The sequence below is a fragment of the Acidovorax sp. Root70 genome (assembly GCF_001428225.1).
In the GTDB taxonomy this organism is placed as follows: domain Bacteria; phylum Pseudomonadota; class Gammaproteobacteria; order Burkholderiales; family Burkholderiaceae_C; genus Acidovorax.
In genome coordinates, this window is sequence record NZ_LMHQ01000015.1 from 26,109 (window position 1) to 43,755 (window position 17,647).

Genomic DNA, 17,647 nt, shown 5'->3' on the forward strand with positions numbered 1-17,647 from the left:
CGACCGCCCCTTCCTGCATCAAACCATCGCGAAACCGCCCGATGCGCCGATGGTCTGCCCCGTGATGAACAGCGCGCGGTCGGACGCCAGGAACGCCACGATGCCCGACACGTCGGCGGGCCGCGAGAGGCGCCCCACTCCCTTGGAGATGGGGTACGCATTGAGCATCTTGCCCAGCAGCTCGTTGTTCTCCACCGTGGCGTGGATGTTGAGCGGGCCGTCCTTGATGCCTTCGTGGGACACGGCGCCCAGAGCGATGGAGTTGACGGTGACCGCGTGGCGGCCGTGCTCCCGTGCCAAGGCCTTGGCGAAACCGGCAATGGCGGCCTTGGCGCCCGAATACACCGCCATGTTGGCCTCGCCGATGCGGCCCGCTTCCGAGATGATGTTGATGATGCGGCCCGTCTTGCGCCCCACCATGCCTGGCAGCACGGCGCGGCAACAGTGCATGGTGCCGTAGACATTGAGGTTCACGATCTTGGCCCAGTCCACCACGGGGGTGTCCACAAAGGCAGGTGTGCGGCCGCCTTTTTCGCGGCGCTCGGGGATGATGCCCGCGTTGTTGACCAGCACGGTGATGGGTGCGCCGAAGTGCTCAGCGGCACTGGCCACCATGGCGTCGACCGCGTCCAGTTGGGTGATGTCCGCCGGTGCGGCGTAGGCTTGTCCGCCTGCGGCGTTGATCTCATCCGCCACCGCTTGGGCGCGCTCTGCAAACAGGTCGTTCACCACCACGCGTGCACCTTCGGCTGCGAGTTCGATGCAAATCTGCCGGCCTACGCCTTGCCCGCCGCCAGTGACGAGCGCGACCTGTCCGTTCAATCCGAGTTCCATGGGATACCTTTCGTGTGTGTTGTCTGATGAAGTCGCCAGTGCGGTAAGGCTCTAGCGCCCTTTGAATTGGGGTTCGCGTTTCTCGACAAAGGCGCGCATGCCCTCGATGCGGTCTTCGCTGTCCACGATCATTGCGGCCGCATAGCGCTCGTATTCCAGGCCCGAGTCCAGGTCAGTCTGCATGCCTCGGTTGATGGCACGCTTGGCGAAACGGACCGCCAGCGGCGGGTACTGCGCGATGCGCTGGCTCAGTTCCAGTGCAGCCGTCATCAGCTCGGCCTGCGGCACTACGCGGCTGACGAGGCCGTAGCGCAGCGCCGTCTCCGCGTCCACCAGGCCAGCCGTCAGGATCAGCTCTTTGGCCCGGGCTTCACCCACCAGCCGTGGCAGCCGCTGTGTGCCACCGGCGGCCGGGATGACGCCCAGCTTGATTTCGGGCAGGCCAAAGCGCGCGTGGGAGGCCGCAATGCGCAGGTCGCAGCACAGAGCAATCTCCAGCCCGCCGCCTAGCGCCACACCGTTGATGGCCGCAATGACGGGTTTTTCAAACTCTTCGATGTTGCGGAACAGTTCGTGGGTCGCTTTCTGGCGCACGAAGTACTCCGTGCCGCGCACCACGTCCGTGGCGCGCTCCTTGATGTCAGCGCCCGCGCAGAATGCCTTGTCGCCGCTGCCGGTGATCAGCACCGCGCGCACTTCGTCGTCGTTGCGTGCCAGCTCGAAGAAGGCGCGTGCCAGGTCCGGTTTCATGGTGCTGCCCAACGTGTTCATGCGGTCGGGCCGGTTGAGGGTGATCACGGCCACGCGGTCGCGCACCTCATAGAGCAATGTGCCCAGGTCCTGGATATCAGGGGTAGTCATTGGATTGCTTTCGGGAAGAGATGTGCGGTGCCGTCAAGCAGATGCCGACAACACATGAGCGACGGACACAGAACCCAGACCGATCATGTGGGCCATACCCCAACGCGCGTTGGGGTGCTGCCGGCCTTCGGCTTCACCCCGCAACTGCCGGGTGATTTCCGCCAACTGACCGATACCCGTGGGGCCGAGCGGGTGGCCCATGCCGATGAGGCCGCCCGATGCATTGATGGCGCAGCGGCCGCCAATCTGCGAATCGCCACGTGCCAGATAGCGGGCGCCTTCGCCGGGTTCGCACACACCAATGGCTTCGCTGTACAGCAGCTCTTCCACCGAGAAGGCATCGTGCAGCTCTAGCAAGTCGAGCTCCTTGGGGGCAATGCCTGCTTGGTCAAACGCGGCCTGCGCGCTGGTGCGGACCAGCTCCACAGCGCTGTCGCCGTATTGCGCTTCGGGCCGCTCGCTGCCTGCGACCGATGCCTTGACGCGCACGCAGCGGCGTGCATCCAGTCCCAAGTGACGGATGGCGTTGCCAGAGACCACCATCACTGCCGCAGCCCCTTCGCCGCGCGGGCAGCATTGCTGCACCGTGAGGTCGCCCACCACGCGCGGCGATGCGAGCACCTGTTCCAGCGTGCGGGGTTTGCGGAACTGCGCGAAAGGGTTGCGCGCCGCATTGCCGTGGTTCTTCACGGCCACGTTGGCCATTTCTTCGACAGAGGCACCGCGCTCGCGCAGATAGGTACGAGCCATCATCGCGAATTTGGCCGCCGGGATGGTGGCGGTTTCGCTCAGCCTCTCCAGACCGTCCTTGTTGGCAGCGCGGCGTCCGTCGCCATGTTTGTCCACTCCGACCGCCAGCACCACATCGCTCATGCCGGTGGCCACTTCCATGCACGCCTGGCGGAATGCGAAGGAGCCAGAGGCCGATGCGTTTTCCACCTGCGTCACCGCCAGGCCCGTGGACCCCAGGTGGCGCAGCATGACGCGGCCCGCCGCCATTCCGATGGAGGTGGTGCCCACGTACGCGCTCTGCACGCGGTCCCATGCCAGTCCCGCGTCGGCCAGCGCAGCGCGCACGGCCGTGAGGCCCAGCTCGGTATAGGGCGTTTCGGTAGGGAATTGATAGGGATGCAGGCCAATACCGGCGATGAACACGCCGCCATTGGCATCCAGCCAGTTGCCCGAATGGGATTGTTGGGTAGGGCTCATTGCGCTGCTCCTTTGTTCATGGGCACAAAGCGGCAGGCATAAACGCCTTCTTCCGGCTTCACTTCGGCCACGGCGCGAACCGCCATGCCGTGCTTTAGTAGCGATTCATCTGCAACGGCCATCACGCCTTCTTCGACGATGCCGGGGGCGATGCGAATGTCTCCCGCGATGCTGGGCGCGGCCATGCCGGGCAGCAGTGGTACGTGCAGAGTCACGAACTCCAGCAGTTCCCCGCCGCCTGGGCGGGTAATGCGTTGGGCTTTGCTCAGTGGTTCTCCGCAATGCGTGCAGCCCGGTGCGTTGGCAGGAAAGCTCAGCCCTCCACAGGCGCTGCATTGCGCAAAGAAGAAGTTGAGCGAGTGGCCGTCTTCTGCCAGCTCATACAGAGTCGGCTGCAACGGCTTCAAGGAAGTCTTTGAATCGGTCATAGAAAGAAGGGAGGGGAAAAAAGCTGCTGTGGGCGGGCAGGGATTGCCCGCAGCCTGTCAATCAAGCTTGGCGCCCGATTGCTGCACCACTGCACGCCACCGGGTCATCTCCGACTTCACGAAGGCGCCCATCTTGGCGTCGCGCAGGCCGACCAGCGGGACGCTGCCGAACTTCTCGGTGGCCTGCAGCATTTCGGGGTGAACGATGGCTTTGGCGATCTCGTCGCCCAGGCGCTTCACGATCTCGGGTGGCGTCTTGGCCGGAACGAACACCGCGCCCCAGGCAGTGGATTCGGCGTCGGGAACGCCCAGCTCACCCACGGTGGGTACGTCGGGCGAACTGGCCAGGCGCGTCTTGGAGGTGACCGCCAGCGCCTTGAGCTTGTTCGCCTGCACCTGGGGCAACACCACCGCCGGGTAGTCGAACATCAGGTCGATGCTGCCGGCCATCAAGTCGGTCAGTGCCGGCGCGCTGCCGCGGTACGGCACATGGGTCATCTTGATGCCGGCGGCGGTCTGGAACAGCTCGGCCGTCAGATGGGTACCCGTGCCAGGCCCTGCGGAGCCGTAGTTGAGCTTGCCGGGGTTGGCTTTCGCATAGGCAATCAGCTCCGGCACCGTCTTGAATGGGCGCGAAGGGTTGATCACCAGCATGAGCGGCGTTTCCGACATGGCGTGCACGGGCACGAAGTCCGCCACGGGGTCATAGCGCACGTTCTTGTACAGCGCTAGGTTGGCGCCATGCGTTCCCTGCGTGCCGTAAATGATGGTGTAGCCATCAGGCGGTTGGCGCGAGGCCGACTCGACACCAATGGAGCCGCCCGCCCCAGGGCGGTTGTCCACCACCACCGACTGCCCCAGTTGCGCGCTGAGCAGCTTGGCCAAAAGCCGCGACGTGCTGTCCGTAATGCCCCCGGGTGGGAACGGCACCACAAACGTTATGGGCTTGCTGGGCCACGCGTCCCCCGCAGCGTGCAGCACACCGAAGGCCAATGAGGCAATGACAAAAACAACCAGTTTTCGGAAGGTTCTACGCATGCTTGTCTCCATTTTTTGTTGCCACTTGATTGCGGCTGGTCGTAGAATACTTCAATATTTCGTAGAAATGCAAGAAGTTTTGGCGATCATCTCGAGAGCAAAAATGGAAATTTCAAAGCAAATCCATCGCTGAATCGCTTCAATCCCAAAGCTATGATTCGTTGATACCTACGAAATACCGGAGAACTTATGCCCACCATCGTCCCCGCTGCATCTCGCACCATGGCCCTTCTGGAGGTCTTTGCCCGCGAGCGCCGCGAACTCTCCAACTCAGACCTTGCGCGCCTGATGGACCTGCCCGAAAGCAGTTGCTCCGATCTCTTGCACACGTTGCATGAGCTGGGCTACCTGATGCGGACTGCGCGCACCCGGCGCTTCTATCCAACAGCCCGTCTGCTCACAGTTGCCAAAGGCATCGCTGCGGGCGATTCGCTCTATGCCGTGGCGTCCGAGGCCTGCGAACTGCTGCGCGACAAGACCGGAGAGACCGGCATGTGCGGCCGCGTGGAGGCCGGCGTGGTCAAGGTCCTGGCGTTTGCCGAGGGCACACACCCGCTGCGCTATGTAGAAAACGTGGGCAACAAGATCGCCCTGCACGTATCTGCTTTGGGCAAGGCCGCGCTGGCGCTGGGCACGCCCGAAGAGGCTGCGCGTCAGCTGCGGCTCAAGCCGCTCAAGCAGATCGCCCCCGGCTCCATCACCGACCTCGCAGCGCTGGAGGCGCAGATCGCGCAAGCGCGCGAGCAAGGCTGGATGTGGGTGGAGAACGAAGGCTTTGACGGCCTAGCCGCCATCGCCGTGGCCGGCTATCTGGGCGACGAACCCCTCGCGCTGTCGATCGCCGGCCCCACGGAACGGCTGCGTCGTACAAAAGACGCGTGCCTGCAGGCCTTGCAGGAGGTGCGGGCGCTCGTGTTCCATCCCCAGAACCCCGCGCCCACGCTGCGCGCCACGGCCTCGGGCCGGCGCGGCGCGGGCACCAAAGACACCACGCCCGCCTAGCGGCGGGTCCAAGCATTCAACCCAGGAGACATAGCCATGTATGCAACGATGAGTTCCGAACAAGAAATGCTGCGCGACAGCGTGCGCCGCTTCATGAAAAGCGAGGTCGCACCCCACGTGGCCCAGCACGACCGGGACAAGACCTTCCCCTTCGAACTCCTCAAGGAGCTGTCCCAGTTCGGATACATCGGTGGCCGCTTGCCCGAGGCCCTGGGCGGCATGGACATGGACCAGATGACCTGGGCCATGCTCATGGAAGAAGCGGGCTACACCTGGTTGTCGCTGCGGACCATGGTGAACATCACCAACGCGGCCATCAACAAGCTGGCGGCCGAGGCCAACGAAGAGCAGCGCGAACGCTTCCTGAAGCCCCTGCTGGCGTCCGAACGCAAGGTGTTCAATGCCATCAGCGAGCCAGGCACGGGATCGAACATCGCCCAGGTCCAGACGCGCGCAGACCTGCAGGGTGACCACTACGTCCTCAACGGCCGCAAGCTGTGGATCACCAACGGCGCCTTTGGCGACTTCGGCATCGTGGTCGCCCGCACGTTCAGCCCCGACTGCCAAGGTGGGCTCTCCACTTTCCTGATAGAGCGCGATGTATCGCCCTATGAAGTGCGCAATGTCGACACCATGGTGCTGCGCAGCACCGGCACGGCGGAGCTGGCGTTCGACAACGTCAAGGTGCCCCGCGAGAACCTGCTGGGCGAAGAAGGCAACGCGCTCAAGAAGATGCTCATGGGCCTGGACGGCGCGCGCGTCAACATTGCCATGGGTGCTGTGGGCGCTGCGCAGGCTGCGCTCGACCTGTCCATCGACTATGCCCGCACCCGCACCCAATTCGGCAAGCCCATCGGTAGTTTTCAACTGGTTCAAAAGCTCATCGTGGACATGACGATCCGCGTGGAAGCCGCCCGGGCACTGAGCCTGCGCGCTGCCGCAGCCCTCGACGCCAATGCCGATGCGCGCACTGCCTGCTCCATCGCCAAGCTCTACGCCACCGAGGCCGCACACGAAGTCGCCAGCATGGCGCTGCAGGTGCATGGCGGCCTGGGCTACGCCACCGACTACCCCATTGAGCGGATCTTCCGCGACACGCGCGGCGGCACGATCCCTGAAGGCACCACAGAAGTGCAGACCTTGATCGCTGGTCGCGAAATCCTGGGTATCTCAGCGATTGCCTGACCCTCGGCATCACCGCACCTATAACGACCAGGAGACAAGATTGACTGATATTTCACGACTGATCCGCCCCCGCTCGATTGCCCTTGTGGGCGCGTCCGACCGCCCGCAGAGCATCGGCGAGCGCACGCTGACCAACCTGCTGGACCATTCCGAGTTCGACGGGGACATCTACCTCGTCAACCCGACCAAGGCAGAAATCCGCGGGCACCGCTGCTGGCCCAGTGTGGCATCGCTGCCCGCCACGCCCGACGTGGCGGTGATCGTGGTGCCCGCATCGGGTGTGCTGGCCGTGGCCGAGGAGTGCGCGGCGCGGGGCGTGCTGTTTGCCATCGTGCTGACTTCGGGCTTTGGCGAGGCCGGAGAAGAAGGCGAACGCGCCCAGGTGCGACTCAAGGAGATTGCTGACGCAGGCGGCATGCGCCTGTACGGTCCCAACTGCCCGGGCCTCACCAACGTCAACCACCGCCTGGGTCTGACCTTTTCGCCGTCGTTCCCGCACGACCTGGTGAAGGGGCCCATCGGCCTGGCCACGCAGGGAGGTGGCCTGGGGCGCAACGTGATGCAGGCCATGGACCGGGGCATCGGCATTGGCCTGTGGGCCTCCACCGGCAACGAGGTGGACCTGCAGGTGGCCGACTTCATCCACTACATGGCCGATGCCCCCGACATCAAGGTGATCGTGACCTTGCTGGAGGGCATCAAGGACGGCGCGAAGTTTGTGGCCGCCGTGAACCGCGCGGCGGCCAACGGCAAGCCCGTGATCGCACTCAAGGTGGGCAAGTCGGCCTACGGGCAGAAGGCGGCGCAATCTCACACCGCATCCCTGACCGGATCGGCCGAGGTGAACAGCGCCGTGTTCAAGCAGTGTGGCGTGATCGAGGTGGATGACATCGACGAGCTGGTCGATACGGCCTGGCTGTTCGCGCGGGGCGAGCCGGCACCCAGCGAAGGGGTGGCCATCTACACCTCGTCGGGTGGCACGGCGGCCTTGACGGCGGATGCTGTGGGCACCGCAGGCCTGACCCTCGCGCAGTTTGCCCCGCACACACGGCAAGCCCTGGCCGATCTGCTGCCCGACTTCGCTGCGCTGGACAACCCGGTGGACACCACCGCCGCCGTACTGAGCGATGCGGCGCTGATCGAAAAGTCATTGAGCGCCGTGGCGGCGGACCCCCACCTGGGCTGCGTGATCGTTCCGATCGCGCTGGACTATGGCGACACCACGATCCAGCTGGCGCGCACCATCATTGCGGCGCAGAAAGGTTGCGCCACCCCGATCCTTCCCATCTGGATGAGCGATCGCATGGGCGATGGCTATCGCATGCTGGTTGAAGGCGGTTTTGCACCGCCACGGTCGGTGGGCAAGGCCATCAAAGCCATCCAGCGCTGGATCGAATATGGCCGCTGGACGCGTTCGCGCGGCACGCACACCCCGTTGAACCCAGCAGCGGCGTTGCCGCCCGCCAGCGCCACGCGCAGCCTGTCTGAGGCCGAGGCCAAGTCCCAGTTGCTGGCAGCCGGTATCCCGTTACTGCCCAACGCACTGGCACCGACGATGGAGGCTGCCGTCGCAGCCGCCAACGGCATGGGTTACCCCGTGGTGGCCAAGATCGCCAGCGAGCAGATCGTGCACAAGTCCGACATCGGCGGCGTCATCGTGGGGCTTCAGAACGCCGACGAACTGCGCCAAGCCTGGGAAGACATCATGGTGGCCGCGAAGCACCACCGGCCTGACGCGCACATCGACGGTCTGCTCATCGAGAAGATGGCGCCGAGCGGAGGCCTGGAGTTGATGGTCGGCGTCACGCGCGACCCGGTGTTCGGCCATGTGATGACCTTCGGCCTGGGCGGCATCTACGTGGAGATTCTGCGCGACGTCACCCGGCGCATGCTGCCGCTTTCCGCCAGCGAGGCCGCTGCGATGGTCCGCGAGATGCGGTGCTTCCCCTTGCTGGAAGGCGCGCGTGGCCGCCCGCCGGCGGACCTGGATGCGCTGCACACACTGCTGCTGCGCATCTCGGACTTCGTGATGCACAACGCAGGCCGTATCGAGGAGATGGACCTCAACCCCGTGTGGATTGGCGCGCAAGGCGAGGGCGTGCTGCCGCTCGATGCCGTGATCATCGAAAGAACCGTCGAATGACCGCCACTACAGCCCGGCCGCCGCTGCAGGGCATCACGGTGGTGGATTTCAGTGAGCTGCTGCCGGGGCCCTTCCTGACGCAGAACCTGGCGGAGATGGGCGCGCGCATCATCAAGATCGAGCGCCCGCCGCACGGCGACAACGCGCGCCATCTGGGGCAGGGAGCGTTCGAGGCCGTGAACCGGGGCAAGCAGAGCCTGATGGTGGACCTCAAGGACGAAGCCCAGCGCGATCACGTTCGCGCGCTGATCGCATCGGCCGATGTAGTGGTCGAGTCCTATCGCCCGGGCGTGATGGCGCGACTGGGGCTGGATGCCTCCGCACTCTGCCAGGCCTTTCCGCGACTCATCTATGTGTCCCTCAGTGGCTACGGGCAGACAGGGCCCTGGGCCGACCTGCCGGGGCATGACATCAACTACCTGGCCGCTGCGGGCGTGCTGGCGGTGTCAGGCCAAGCGAATGGCGTCCCCGCGCAAAGCTTCGGGCTGCCGGTGGCCGACCTGTGCGGGACCATGTACGCGCTGTCCGCCACGCTCGCCGCGCTGTTCCAGCGCGAAGCCACAGGCCGGGGGCAGTACCTGGACGTGGCGCTGGCCGATTGCGCCTTGCACTGGATGAACCCACGGCTGGGTGCCTACCGGTCGGCCGGCGCGCGCACGGTGCAAGCGCAGCGCGAGGCCACGCTGGTGAAGGCCGCCTACGGCGCGTTCCGTTGCAAGGATGGGCGCTACGTGTCGATTGCTGCGCTGGAAGACCATTTCTGGAAGCGCCTCTGCACAGCGCTGCCGCTCGCGCCCTTTGACGGGCCGGAGTACGCCACACACAAGACCCGCAAGGCAGTCGCTGATGCGATCAATCTGCGCATTGAGCAGGCCATGGAGTCACTGGATTCGCGTGAAGCCTTCGAGCTGCTGTGCCGTCACGACGTTCCCGCCGCGCCTGTGGTGCACCCCGCAGAACTGTCGACCCAGGCGCACTTTGCCTCGCGCGGCAAGTTTGGCGCTGGGGACGACATGCCATGGGTCCGCTTTCCGGTGGCCATGGAGGGGATGGGCGGCACCGACCTGGCGGGCGCGCCGTCACTGGGCGCAGGGATCGACTGAGTCATGGCAGCCGTCCTGCGCACGCGCATTACGCAGCTTCTGGGGATCGACCATCCCATCCTGGGCGGCGGACTGATGTGGCTGTCCGACGCCAGGTATGTGGCCGCGCTGGTGAACGCGGGCTGCATGGGCTTCATCACGCCCCGGTCGTATGCCAGCGAAGCGGATTTCTGCGACGCGCTTGCGCTCTGCTCTGCGCTGACCCGCGGCAAACCGTTTGGTGTGAACCTCACGCTCTCGCACCGGCCCGAAGCCAACATCACGGTTCCACGCTGGATGGATGCCGCCCTGGCGTATGGCGTGAAGGTGTTCGAGACAGCAGGACATGCGCCTGCGGAACTCATCAAAGCGCTGCACAAAGCCAACGCCGTCATTGTCCACAAGGCCTCCAGCATCCGCCACGCTTTGTCCGCAGAGCGCGCAGGTGCCGATGCCATTGCTTTGGTCGGCATGGAAGAGGGCGGTCACCCCGGCATGAACGAGCTGCCCACCATGCTGATGGGCGCTCTCGCCCATGGCCAGTTCAAGGTGCCCGTGGTGCTGGGGGGCGGCATCGGCCGCGGCAGGCAACTGGCCGCGGTGCTGGCTCAGGGGCTGGACGGTGTGCTCATTGGCAGCCGCTTTCTGGTGTGCGAGGAGATCCAGACGCACCCTCTTTACAAGGAGCATTTGCTCACCTGCGACGAGCACTCCACGGTGCGGTTGCTGCAGTCACTGGGCACCACCTGGCGCGTGCTGCTGAACGACACCGCGCGCCAGGTTCAGGCCATCGAGCGGGCTGGTGCCACTGAACACGCTGCGTTCGGCAGCCTCGTCAGTGGAACCGTCGCGCGCGACTGCTGCTACGCCGAGGGCGACTGGCGCCATGGCATGGTCTCCCTGGGGCCATCCATCGCATTCGCCCAACGCATCGAGCCGCTCCAGGCCATCGTCAATGACCTCGTGGACGAAGCGGTGCAGGCCATCGCGGCCCTTCGCGCAATGCATTCACAGAACTGAATGGAACAAGAATGAACCGACTGCCTTTTATGGAGCGGCTGGTGGTGCCCGTCATTGCGGCCCCTATGCTGCGTGTCTCGGGCATCGATCTGGTCTCGGCCGCTTGCGCGGCTGGCGTCATCGGTGCGTTTCCCACGGCCAATTGCACGTCTCTGGACGAGTTCGCGGCGTGGTTGCAGCGACTTCGGCGCGAGGCCAAAGAACAGCCCAGCCGAGCGCCTTATTGCCCCAACCTCATCATGCGGCGCGACCCCGCACGCCTCAAGGCCGAAGTGGACTTGATCGTGCGCCACGGCGCGGAACTGGTGATCACCAGTGTGGGGTCGCCCGCTTCGGTGATTCCTGCGTTGCGTGACGGCGGCTGCCTCGTGTTTGCCGATGTGGCCTCGCTCCACCATGCAGAGCGCGCGCTGGAAGCGGGTGTCGATGGCCTCGTTCTGCTGTCGTCCGGCGCCGGCGGGCACACCGGCTGGGCCAACCCGTTCGCCTTCGTACGTGCTGTACGCCAGATGTTCGACGGCCCCATCGTGCTGTCGGGCGGACTCTCGGACGGTGTGGCACTGCGCGCAGCCACGGTGTTGGGTTGCGACCTGGGGTGCGTGGGAACGCGATTCATCGCCACCCAGGAAAGCATGGCGACAGCGGACTACAAAGAGATGCTTCTGGAAAGTTCCATGGACGATGTGCTCGCCACACGCGCCTTCACGGGACTGCCTGCCAACTTCCTGAAGCCGTCTATCGTCCAGGTTGGGCTCGATCCAGAGGCTCTGGACGAGACGGTATCGGTTCAGGAGGCGCGCAAGAAGTTTGGCGGAGGATCTGAAGGGCCCGTCATTCAACGGTGGTCAGATCTTTGGAGTGCGGGGCATTCGGTGTCGGGTGTGACATCCCTACCCACTGCTGCCGAACTCGTTCAGTCCATGAAGATGGAGTATCGGGCTGCCAAGTAGCCTGTGTAGCCTGTATTCACCCGCTGGGATTGCAGCGGCACAGTATGTTCCCTGTAGCCGTCAGTGTCCGGTACGCACACATGCAGTCATGAGCAGCCATACATCTACGACGGCTATCAACCTGGAGCCGTCCAATCCTGCCGAATCAGCTAACGAGGCTCTCAACCCCCTCACCACTCCGCAAAACTCCCATCCCGATGCCGCCACACCGGATTCCTCCACCGGTGCCCCTCTACCGCGCGCTCGCGCACATACGCTTCGTTCACCTCAATGCCCAAACCCGGCCCGTTCGGGATCGCCACCATCCCATCCTGGTACGCAAACACCTCGGGGTTGGAGACATAGTCCATCAGGTCGTTGGCCTGGTTGTAGTGGATGCCCAGGCTCTGCTCCTGGATGAAGGCGTTGTAGCAAACCGCGTCCAGCTGCAGGTTGGCCGCCAGGGCAATGGGCCCTAGCGGGCAGTGCAGGGCCAGTGCCACGTCGTAGGCCTCGGCCATGCTGGCGATCTTGCGGGTTTCGGTGATGCCGCCTGCGTGAGAGGGGTCGGGCTGGATGATGTCGGCGTAGCCGCCTTGCAGCACGCGCTTGAAGTCCCAGCGCGAGTACAGGCGCTCGCCTAAGGCGATGGGGGTGGACGAGATGTGCGCTATTTCCTTGAGCGCCTCCTCGTGTTCGCTCAGTACGGGTTCTTCGATGAACATGAGCTTGTAGGGCTCCAGCTCCTTGACCAGCACCTTGGCCATGGGCCGGTGCACGCGGCCGTGGAAGTCCACGCCGATGCCCACATTGGGGCCCACGGCCTCGCGCACGGCGGCCACGTTCTGCAGGCAGCGCTCCACCTTGTCGTAGCTGTCCACGTACTGCACTTCTTCGGTGCCGTTCATTTTCACGGCCGTGAAGCCGCGTGCCACGGCGGCTTGAGCGGCGGCGGCTGTCTCGCTGGGGCGGTCGCCGCCGATCCAGCTGTAGACCTTGATGTGGCTGCGCACGTTGCCGCCCAGCAGCTCGGCCACGGGCACGCCCAGTGCCTTGCCCTTGATGTCCCACAGCGCCTGGTCGATGCCCGCCAGTGCGCTCATGTGTACGCCGCCACCCCGGTAGAAGCCGCCACGGTACAGCACCGTCCAGTGGTCTTCGATGTGGCGCGGGTCTTTGCCAACGAGGTAGTCCGCCAGCTCATCGACCGCAGCGGCCACGGTGTGGGCGCGGCCCTCCAGCACAGGCTCCCCCCAGCCGGCGATGCCTTCGTCGGTTTCGATTTTGAGAAAGCACCAGCGTGGCGGAACGATGAACGTGGTGAGTCGGGTGATCTTCATGGGGGCGCTGCAATGCGTTGCGAAACGCGGAGTTGTTGGGGACGAGTGGGGAAGTTCAGGCGGTGGTGGGCGAGGTGCTAAACGACGCCTGCCACGCCCGTGCAAACGCTGCGGCCTTGTGCGCCACTTCGGGGGGCTGGTCGCCGGGCCGGTACAGGGCCGAGCCCAAACCAAAGCCGCTGGCGCCAGCGGCGGCATACGGCGCGATACTCTCGGGCACGATGCCGCCCACGGGCACCAGTGCCATGGGCGGCGTGATGACGGCGCGCCAGGCCTTGAGTACATGGGGCGGCAGCGCTTCGGCCGGGAAGAGCTTCAGCATGTTGGCGCCCGCCGCCAGTGCGGCATAGGCCTCGGTCAGCGTGGCGACGCCCGGCGCGCAGGCCATGCCGGCAGCACGGGCGGCGCGGATCACATCGGGGTCGCTGTGGGGCATGACGATGATCTGCCCGCCGGCCGCCGCGACATCGGCCACGGCATCGATGGAGAGCACGGTGCCTGCGCCCACGAGGCAGTCGGCAGGCAGTGCATCGCGCAGTGCGCGGATGCTGGCCAGCGGCTCGGGCGAGTTGAGCGGCACTTCGATGATGCGAAACCCCGCGTCGTACAGTGCGTGGCCGATGGCCACCACCTCGTGCGGCTGCACGCCGCGCAGGATGGCGATGAGCCCGCAGCGCTGCAGGATGTGGAACAGGGCTTTGTCGATGGGGTTCATGCGGGCAGGCTCCCGGAGGTGAAGGGGTGTGAGGAGGAGGCGGGTGCGGGCGCAACGACCAGCCCTGCCGCCAGCGCGATCTGCCACAGCCCGGTGGCCGTGGCCTGCGTGGCGATGGTGGGGGCGGCAAAGCCATGGGTCTGCAGCGCGACGGCGTAGCGGCGGCACAGGTCGGGCTCGCCGCAAAGCACCAGCGTTTGTGGTGTTGTTGGGGTTTGATCCTGCGCGCGGCTCAGGCTCGCCACCTCGTGCCCGATCAGCAGGCCCGAGAGGTAGTCCGCTTGCGCGGTAGGCGCCAGCGCGCCGGTCAGCCCCAGCGTGCGTGTGCTGAAGATGTGCGACAGCAGGCCCAGTGCGGCATCGTTGCCACGTGCCACTTCTAGCCCGCGCGCAAAGGCATCGTCGTCGGGTGCTGCTGCAGCCTGCATGGTCTTGCCCAGAATGGTGTGGCCTCGCAGCGCAGCAAACACCTCGCCGGTCATGAAAGTGTGGAACTGTTCGATGCGGCCTTGCCGTGCCAGCACCCATTTGCTGTGCGTGCCGGGCAGGCCGATGAGTACGGGCGCGTTCGCAGGCTGTGCAAGGTCCGCCAGCACGCCCAGCACCTGGGTTTCTTCACCGCGCATCACGTTGGGTAAGGTGCCCTGCTGCAACAGGCCCGGCACGATGTGCAACGGTGTGCCGTCGCGCCGCGCCACCAACGTCAGGCCCCGGGCCAGTGCGTCGAGCGAGGTCGGCGTGGGCAGGTACTTGGCCTCGCACCAGCCTTGGGCGCTGCCCACCATGCCGCAGGCCAGCAGGGGCAGGCCGGGTGCGGCGGCCAGCCAGTCGCCACAGGTGTCCTGCACCGCGCGTTCAAATGCGGCGCCGGGTTCCGTATCGACTACATCGCTCGCGGCCGGGGGCAGGTTCATGATGCCCCAGGGGCGGTGCCGCGTCTCCAGCACCTCGCCATGCGCGCCCATGCGGAAGGCGCGCAACGCGCTGGTGCCCCAGTCCAGGGCAATCAGGCCCGCCTCGGCGGGCACCAGAAAACGTGCGGGCACCATGCGTGTCCTGCTTAACGCGCCCAGCGCAGCACCAGCGGGTCCAGCCGCCGCGCGATGTCGATCAGGCCGCGCCGCACTTCGGGGTGCATGGCCGGGAAGGGGTGGCGGCCCGCCTCGGAGGTGATCACGCCGCCTTCCTTCATCAGTGCCTTGGCCGTGAGGATGCCGCCCTGGCGGTTTTCGTGGTTGATGAGCGGCAACCAGCGCTGGTAGAGCGCAAACGCCTGGTCCATGTCGCCCTGGCGGTGCGCCTGGATGATGGGGCGGATACCGTCGGGGAAGGCGCCGCCCGTCATCGCGCCCGTGGCGCCGGCATCCAGGTCAGCCAGCAGGGTGATGGCTTCTTCACCATCCCACGGGCCTTCGATGGCGTCACCCCCCAGTCGGATTAGCTCGCGCAGCTTGCTGGCGGCGCCGGGCACTTCGATCTTGAAGTAGGCCAGGTTCTCGATCTCCTGCGCCATGCGCGCGAGGAACGGTGCCGACAGCACGGTGCCGCTGGCGGGTGCGTCCTGCACCATGATCGGGATGCGGATCGCATCCGACACTCGGGCATAGAACTCGTAAATCTGCGCCTCGGGCACGCGGAAGGTGGCACCGTGGTAAGGCGGCATGACCATCACCATGGCCGCGCCCATGTCCTGCGCGGCGCGGCTGCGCTCGGCGCACACGCGCGTGCCGTAGTGGGTGGTGGTGACGATGACTGGCACACGGCCCGCCACATGCTCCAGCGATGTGCGGGTGAGGGCTTCGCGCTCGGCATCCGACAGCGAGAACTGCTCGGAGAAGTTGGCCAGGATGCAGACGCCGTCCACGCCCGCATCGATCATGAAGTCGAGACAGCGCTTCTGGCTGTTCAGATCCAGCGTGCCGTCTTCGTGGAAGGTGGTGGGCACGACGGGGAAGATGCCTCGGTAGCGAGGGTTCTGGAGGGAATGGAGGGCAGGCATGGCGGGTATGGGCAAAAATTTGAGTGGAATATGCCTCTAGCGCTAGTTGAATTTGCGCTGGTAGCTATTGAATTTGTAGCGATTGACTGCGGCGAGCGTCTCAGAGGGCGCATCAATGCGAGTGGCGGGGTACAGCAGCCCCCCGGCAGCCGACCAGAAAGTCGAAGTCGCAGCCATCGTCAGCCTGCAGCACGTGGTCCACATACAGGCGTTGGTAGCCGCCGCGCCCGCCGTTGTCGGTGCCCGCCAAGGCAGCCAAGCGCGCGGCCAGTTCCTCGTCGCTGATATCCAGGTGCAACCGGCCGTTCTCGCAGTCCAACTCAATGAAGTCGCCATCGCGCACCGCAGCCAGGGGGCCGAGTGCAGCGGCCTCGGGCGCCACGTGTAGCACCACCGTGCCGTAGGCGGTGCCGCTCATGCGGGCATCGGAGATGCGCACCATGTCCTTCACGCCCTGGCGCAGCAGCTTGGGCGGCAGGCCCATGTTGCCCACCTCGGCCATGCCGGGGTAGCCCTTGGGGCCGCAGTTCTTGAGCACCATCACGCAGCTGGCGTCGATGTCCAGGTTTTCATCGACGATGCGCTCCTTGTAGTGCTCCAGGTTCTCGAACACCACGGCACGGCCCCGGTGCTTGAGCAGTTCGGGCGAGGCGGCGGAGGGCTTGAGCACCGCGCCACGCGGCGCCAGGTTGCCGCGCAGGATGCAGATGCCACCGTCGGCAATCAGCGGGTTGCTGATCGGGCGGATCACCTCGTCGTTGTATTGCGGCGCCTCGCGCACGTTGTCCCACAGGCTCTTGCCGTTGACGGTGAGCGCGTTGGGGTGGGGCAGCAGGCCGTTCTCGCCAAGGCGGCGCAGCACGGCGGGCAGGCCGCCCGCGTAGTAGAACTCTTCCATCAGGAAGCGGCCCGAGGGCTGCAGGTCCACCAGGGTGGGCGTGCCACGGCCGATGCGGGTCCAGTCCTCCAGGTCGAGCTGCACGCCGATGCGGCCTGCGATGGCTTTCAAATGAATGACAGCGTTGGTCGAGCCGCCGATGGCGGCGTTGGTGCGGATGGCGTTCTCGAACGCCTCGCGGGTCAGGATCTTGGAGAGCGTGAGCCCTTCGTGTGCCATTTCCACAATGCGCTTGCCCGACATGTGCGCCAGCACATAGCGGCGCGAGTCCACCGCCGGGATGGCTGCGTTGTGCGGCAGCGATGTGCCCAGCGATTCAGCCACGCAGGCCATGGTGCTGGCCGTGCCCATGGTGTTGCAGGTGCCGGCAGAGCGGGACATGCCGGCCTCGGCCGCGAAGAACTGGTGCTCGTTGATCTCGCCGGCTTTCAGTGACTCGTGCAGGCGCCACACGGCGGTGCCCGAGCCGATGTCCTTGCCGTCGAGCTTGCCGTTGAGCATGGGCCCGCCCGTGACCACGATGGCCGGCACGTCGCAGCTGGCCGCACCCATCAGCAGCGCGGGCGTGGTCTTGTCGCAGCCCACCAGCAGCACCACCGCGTCGATGGGGTTGCCGCGAATGGCCTCTTCCACATCCATACTGGCCAGGTTGCGCGTGAGCATGGCGGTGGGGCGCAGGTTGGATTCGCCATTGGAGAACACAGGGAACTCCACCGGAAAGCCGCCTGCCTCGTAAATGCCGCGCTTCACATGCTCGGCAATCTTGCGAAAGTGGGCGTTGCACGGGGTCAGCTCGGACCAGGTGTTGCAGATACCGATCACGGGACGGCCGTCGAACGCGTGGTCGGGGATGCCCTGGTTCTTCATCCAGCTGCGGTACATGAAGCCGTTCTTGTCGGCGGTGCCGAACCATTCGGTGGAGCGGAGTTTGCGCTTGGGGGTGGTCATGGTGGGGTGCGAGAGA

At 65.6% G+C, this 17,647-nt stretch carries 16 protein-coding genes; 6 read left to right on the forward strand and 10 right to left on the reverse strand.

Translation table 11 applies throughout. The features are described 5' to 3' along the window. Window positions 1-18: 18 nt before the first annotated feature. The 5 genes from ASD94_RS10180 to ASD94_RS10200 are packed head-to-tail and all read right to left on the reverse strand — an operon-like array spanning window position 19 to window position 4,370. Complete coding sequence (locus ASD94_RS10180) at window positions 19-834, reverse strand: SDR family NAD(P)-dependent oxidoreductase (protein ID WP_056642272.1); 816 nt, start codon at window positions 832-834, stop codon at window positions 19-21. A 51-nt stretch (window positions 835-885) separates the two neighbouring features. Beyond that, window positions 886-1,695: an enoyl-CoA hydratase/isomerase family protein gene (locus ASD94_RS10185; RefSeq protein WP_056642276.1), complete on the reverse strand. Its 810-nt coding sequence runs from the start codon at window positions 1,693-1,695 to the stop codon at window positions 886-888. Window positions 1,696-1,728: 33 nt separating this feature from the next. Further along, window positions 1,729-2,904: a thiolase family protein gene (locus tag ASD94_RS10190; protein ID WP_056642281.1), complete on the reverse strand. Its 1,176-nt coding sequence runs from the start codon at window positions 2,902-2,904 to the stop codon at window positions 1,729-1,731. Beyond that, complete coding sequence (locus tag ASD94_RS10195; protein ID WP_056642285.1) at window positions 2,901-3,332, reverse strand: Zn-ribbon domain-containing OB-fold protein; 432 nt, start codon at window positions 3,330-3,332, stop codon at window positions 2,901-2,903. Before ASD94_RS10195 ends, ASD94_RS10190 begins: the two co-directional genes overlap by 4 nt. 57 nt (window positions 3,333-3,389) lie before the next feature. Next, on the reverse strand, window positions 3,390-4,370 hold the full coding sequence (locus ASD94_RS10200; protein ID WP_056642287.1) for a tripartite tricarboxylate transporter substrate binding protein: 981 nt from the start codon (window positions 4,368-4,370) through the stop codon (window positions 3,390-3,392). Between the two features lie 189 nt (window positions 4,371-4,559). On the opposite strand from ASD94_RS10200, the gene ASD94_RS10205 reads away from it, so the two are divergent. From ASD94_RS10205 to ASD94_RS10230, 6 genes are read left to right on the forward strand one after another with little or no spacing between them, the layout of a single operon-like run. Next, window positions 4,560-5,372, forward strand: a complete 813-nt coding sequence (locus tag ASD94_RS10205) for an IclR family transcriptional regulator (protein ID WP_056642290.1) — start codon at window positions 4,560-4,562, stop codon at window positions 5,370-5,372. Between the two features lie 36 nt (window positions 5,373-5,408). Then, the gene (locus tag ASD94_RS10210; RefSeq protein ID WP_056642293.1) at window positions 5,409-6,557 is read left to right on the forward strand and encodes an acyl-CoA dehydrogenase family protein; all 1,149 of its coding nucleotides are present in this window, start codon (window positions 5,409-5,411) and stop codon (window positions 6,555-6,557) included. A gap of 40 nt (window positions 6,558-6,597) precedes the next feature. Beyond that, window positions 6,598-8,700, forward strand: a complete 2,103-nt coding sequence (locus ASD94_RS10215) for an acetate--CoA ligase family protein (protein WP_082576830.1) — start codon at window positions 6,598-6,600, stop codon at window positions 8,698-8,700. Continuing rightward, window positions 8,697-9,803: a CaiB/BaiF CoA-transferase family protein gene (locus ASD94_RS10220; RefSeq protein ID WP_056642299.1), complete on the forward strand. Its 1,107-nt coding sequence runs from the start codon at window positions 8,697-8,699 to the stop codon at window positions 9,801-9,803. Before ASD94_RS10215 ends, ASD94_RS10220 begins: the two co-directional genes overlap by 4 nt. A gap of 3 nt (window positions 9,804-9,806) precedes the next feature. Next, complete coding sequence (locus tag ASD94_RS10225) at window positions 9,807-10,802, forward strand: nitronate monooxygenase family protein (protein ID WP_056642302.1); 996 nt, start codon at window positions 9,807-9,809, stop codon at window positions 10,800-10,802. Window positions 10,803-10,813: 11 nt separating this feature from the next. After that, window positions 10,814-11,752, forward strand: coding sequence for a nitronate monooxygenase family protein (locus ASD94_RS10230; RefSeq protein WP_056642305.1), 939 nt, complete (start codon window positions 10,814-10,816; stop codon window positions 11,750-11,752). Window positions 11,753-11,922: 170 nt separating this feature from the next. Here the strand turns inward: ASD94_RS10230 and dgoD are convergent, their stop codons facing one another. From dgoD to ASD94_RS10255, 5 genes are all read right to left on the reverse strand, one after another. Continuing rightward, window positions 11,923-13,071 carry a galactonate dehydratase gene (gene dgoD / locus ASD94_RS10235; protein ID WP_056642308.1) on the reverse strand — a complete coding sequence of 383 codons (1,149 nt, stop codon included), beginning with the start codon at window positions 13,069-13,071 and terminating at the stop codon, window positions 11,923-11,925. Between the two features lie 55 nt (window positions 13,072-13,126). Continuing rightward, window positions 13,127-13,786: a 2-dehydro-3-deoxy-6-phosphogalactonate aldolase gene (locus tag ASD94_RS10240; RefSeq protein WP_056642309.1), complete on the reverse strand. Its 660-nt coding sequence runs from the start codon at window positions 13,784-13,786 to the stop codon at window positions 13,127-13,129. Then, complete coding sequence (locus tag ASD94_RS10245; protein ID WP_056642312.1) at window positions 13,783-14,835, reverse strand: 2-dehydro-3-deoxygalactonokinase; 1,053 nt, start codon at window positions 14,833-14,835, stop codon at window positions 13,783-13,785. The genes ASD94_RS10240 and ASD94_RS10245 overlap by 4 nt, the downstream gene beginning before the upstream one ends. An 11-nt stretch (window positions 14,836-14,846) precedes the next feature. Continuing rightward, on the reverse strand, window positions 14,847-15,785 hold the full coding sequence (locus ASD94_RS10250; RefSeq protein WP_056642316.1) for a dihydrodipicolinate synthase family protein: 939 nt from the start codon (window positions 15,783-15,785) through the stop codon (window positions 14,847-14,849). A gap of 112 nt (window positions 15,786-15,897) precedes the next feature. Then, window positions 15,898-17,631, reverse strand: coding sequence for an IlvD/Edd family dehydratase (locus ASD94_RS10255; RefSeq protein ID WP_056642320.1), 1,734 nt, complete (start codon window positions 17,629-17,631; stop codon window positions 15,898-15,900). Window positions 17,632-17,647: the final 16 nt, after the last annotated feature.

Excerpts from the sequence above, each read along its gene's own strand:
- ASD94_RS10180 (WP_056642272.1), bottom strand. The coding sequence starts at position 834 with ATGGAACTCGGATTGAACGGACAGGTCGCGCTCGTCACTGGCGGCGGG.
- ASD94_RS10185 (WP_056642276.1), bottom strand. The coding sequence starts at position 1,695 with ATGACTACCCCTGATATCCAGGACCTGGGCACATTGCTCTATGAGGTG.
- ASD94_RS10190 (WP_056642281.1), bottom strand. The coding sequence starts at position 2,904 with ATGAGCCCTACCCAACAATCCCATTCGGGCAACTGGCTGGATGCCAAT.
- ASD94_RS10195 (WP_056642285.1), bottom strand. The coding sequence starts at position 3,332 with ATGACCGATTCAAAGACTTCCTTGAAGCCGTTGCAGCCGACTCTGTAT.
- ASD94_RS10200 (WP_056642287.1), bottom strand. The coding sequence starts at position 4,370 with ATGCGTAGAACCTTCCGAAAACTGGTTGTTTTTGTCATTGCCTCATTG.
- ASD94_RS10205 (WP_056642290.1), top strand. The coding sequence starts at position 4,560 with ATGCCCACCATCGTCCCCGCTGCATCTCGCACCATGGCCCTTCTGGAG.
- ASD94_RS10210 (WP_056642293.1), top strand. The coding sequence starts at position 5,409 with ATGTATGCAACGATGAGTTCCGAACAAGAAATGCTGCGCGACAGCGTG.
- ASD94_RS10220 (WP_056642299.1), top strand. The coding sequence starts at position 8,697 with ATGACCGCCACTACAGCCCGGCCGCCGCTGCAGGGCATCACGGTGGTG.
- ASD94_RS10225 (WP_056642302.1), top strand. The coding sequence starts at position 9,807 with ATGGCAGCCGTCCTGCGCACGCGCATTACGCAGCTTCTGGGGATCGAC.
- ASD94_RS10230 (WP_056642305.1), top strand. The coding sequence starts at position 10,814 with ATGAACCGACTGCCTTTTATGGAGCGGCTGGTGGTGCCCGTCATTGCG.
- dgoD (WP_056642308.1), bottom strand. The coding sequence starts at position 13,071 with ATGAAGATCACCCGACTCACCACGTTCATCGTTCCGCCACGCTGGTGC.
- ASD94_RS10240 (WP_056642309.1), bottom strand. The coding sequence starts at position 13,786 with ATGAACCCCATCGACAAAGCCCTGTTCCACATCCTGCAGCGCTGCGGG.
- ASD94_RS10245 (WP_056642312.1), bottom strand. The coding sequence starts at position 14,835 with ATGGTGCCCGCACGTTTTCTGGTGCCCGCCGAGGCGGGCCTGATTGCC.
- ASD94_RS10250 (WP_056642316.1), bottom strand. The coding sequence starts at position 15,785 with ATGCCTGCCCTCCATTCCCTCCAGAACCCTCGCTACCGAGGCATCTTC.
- ASD94_RS10255 (WP_056642320.1), bottom strand. The coding sequence starts at position 17,631 with ATGACCACCCCCAAGCGCAAACTCCGCTCCACCGAATGGTTCGGCACC.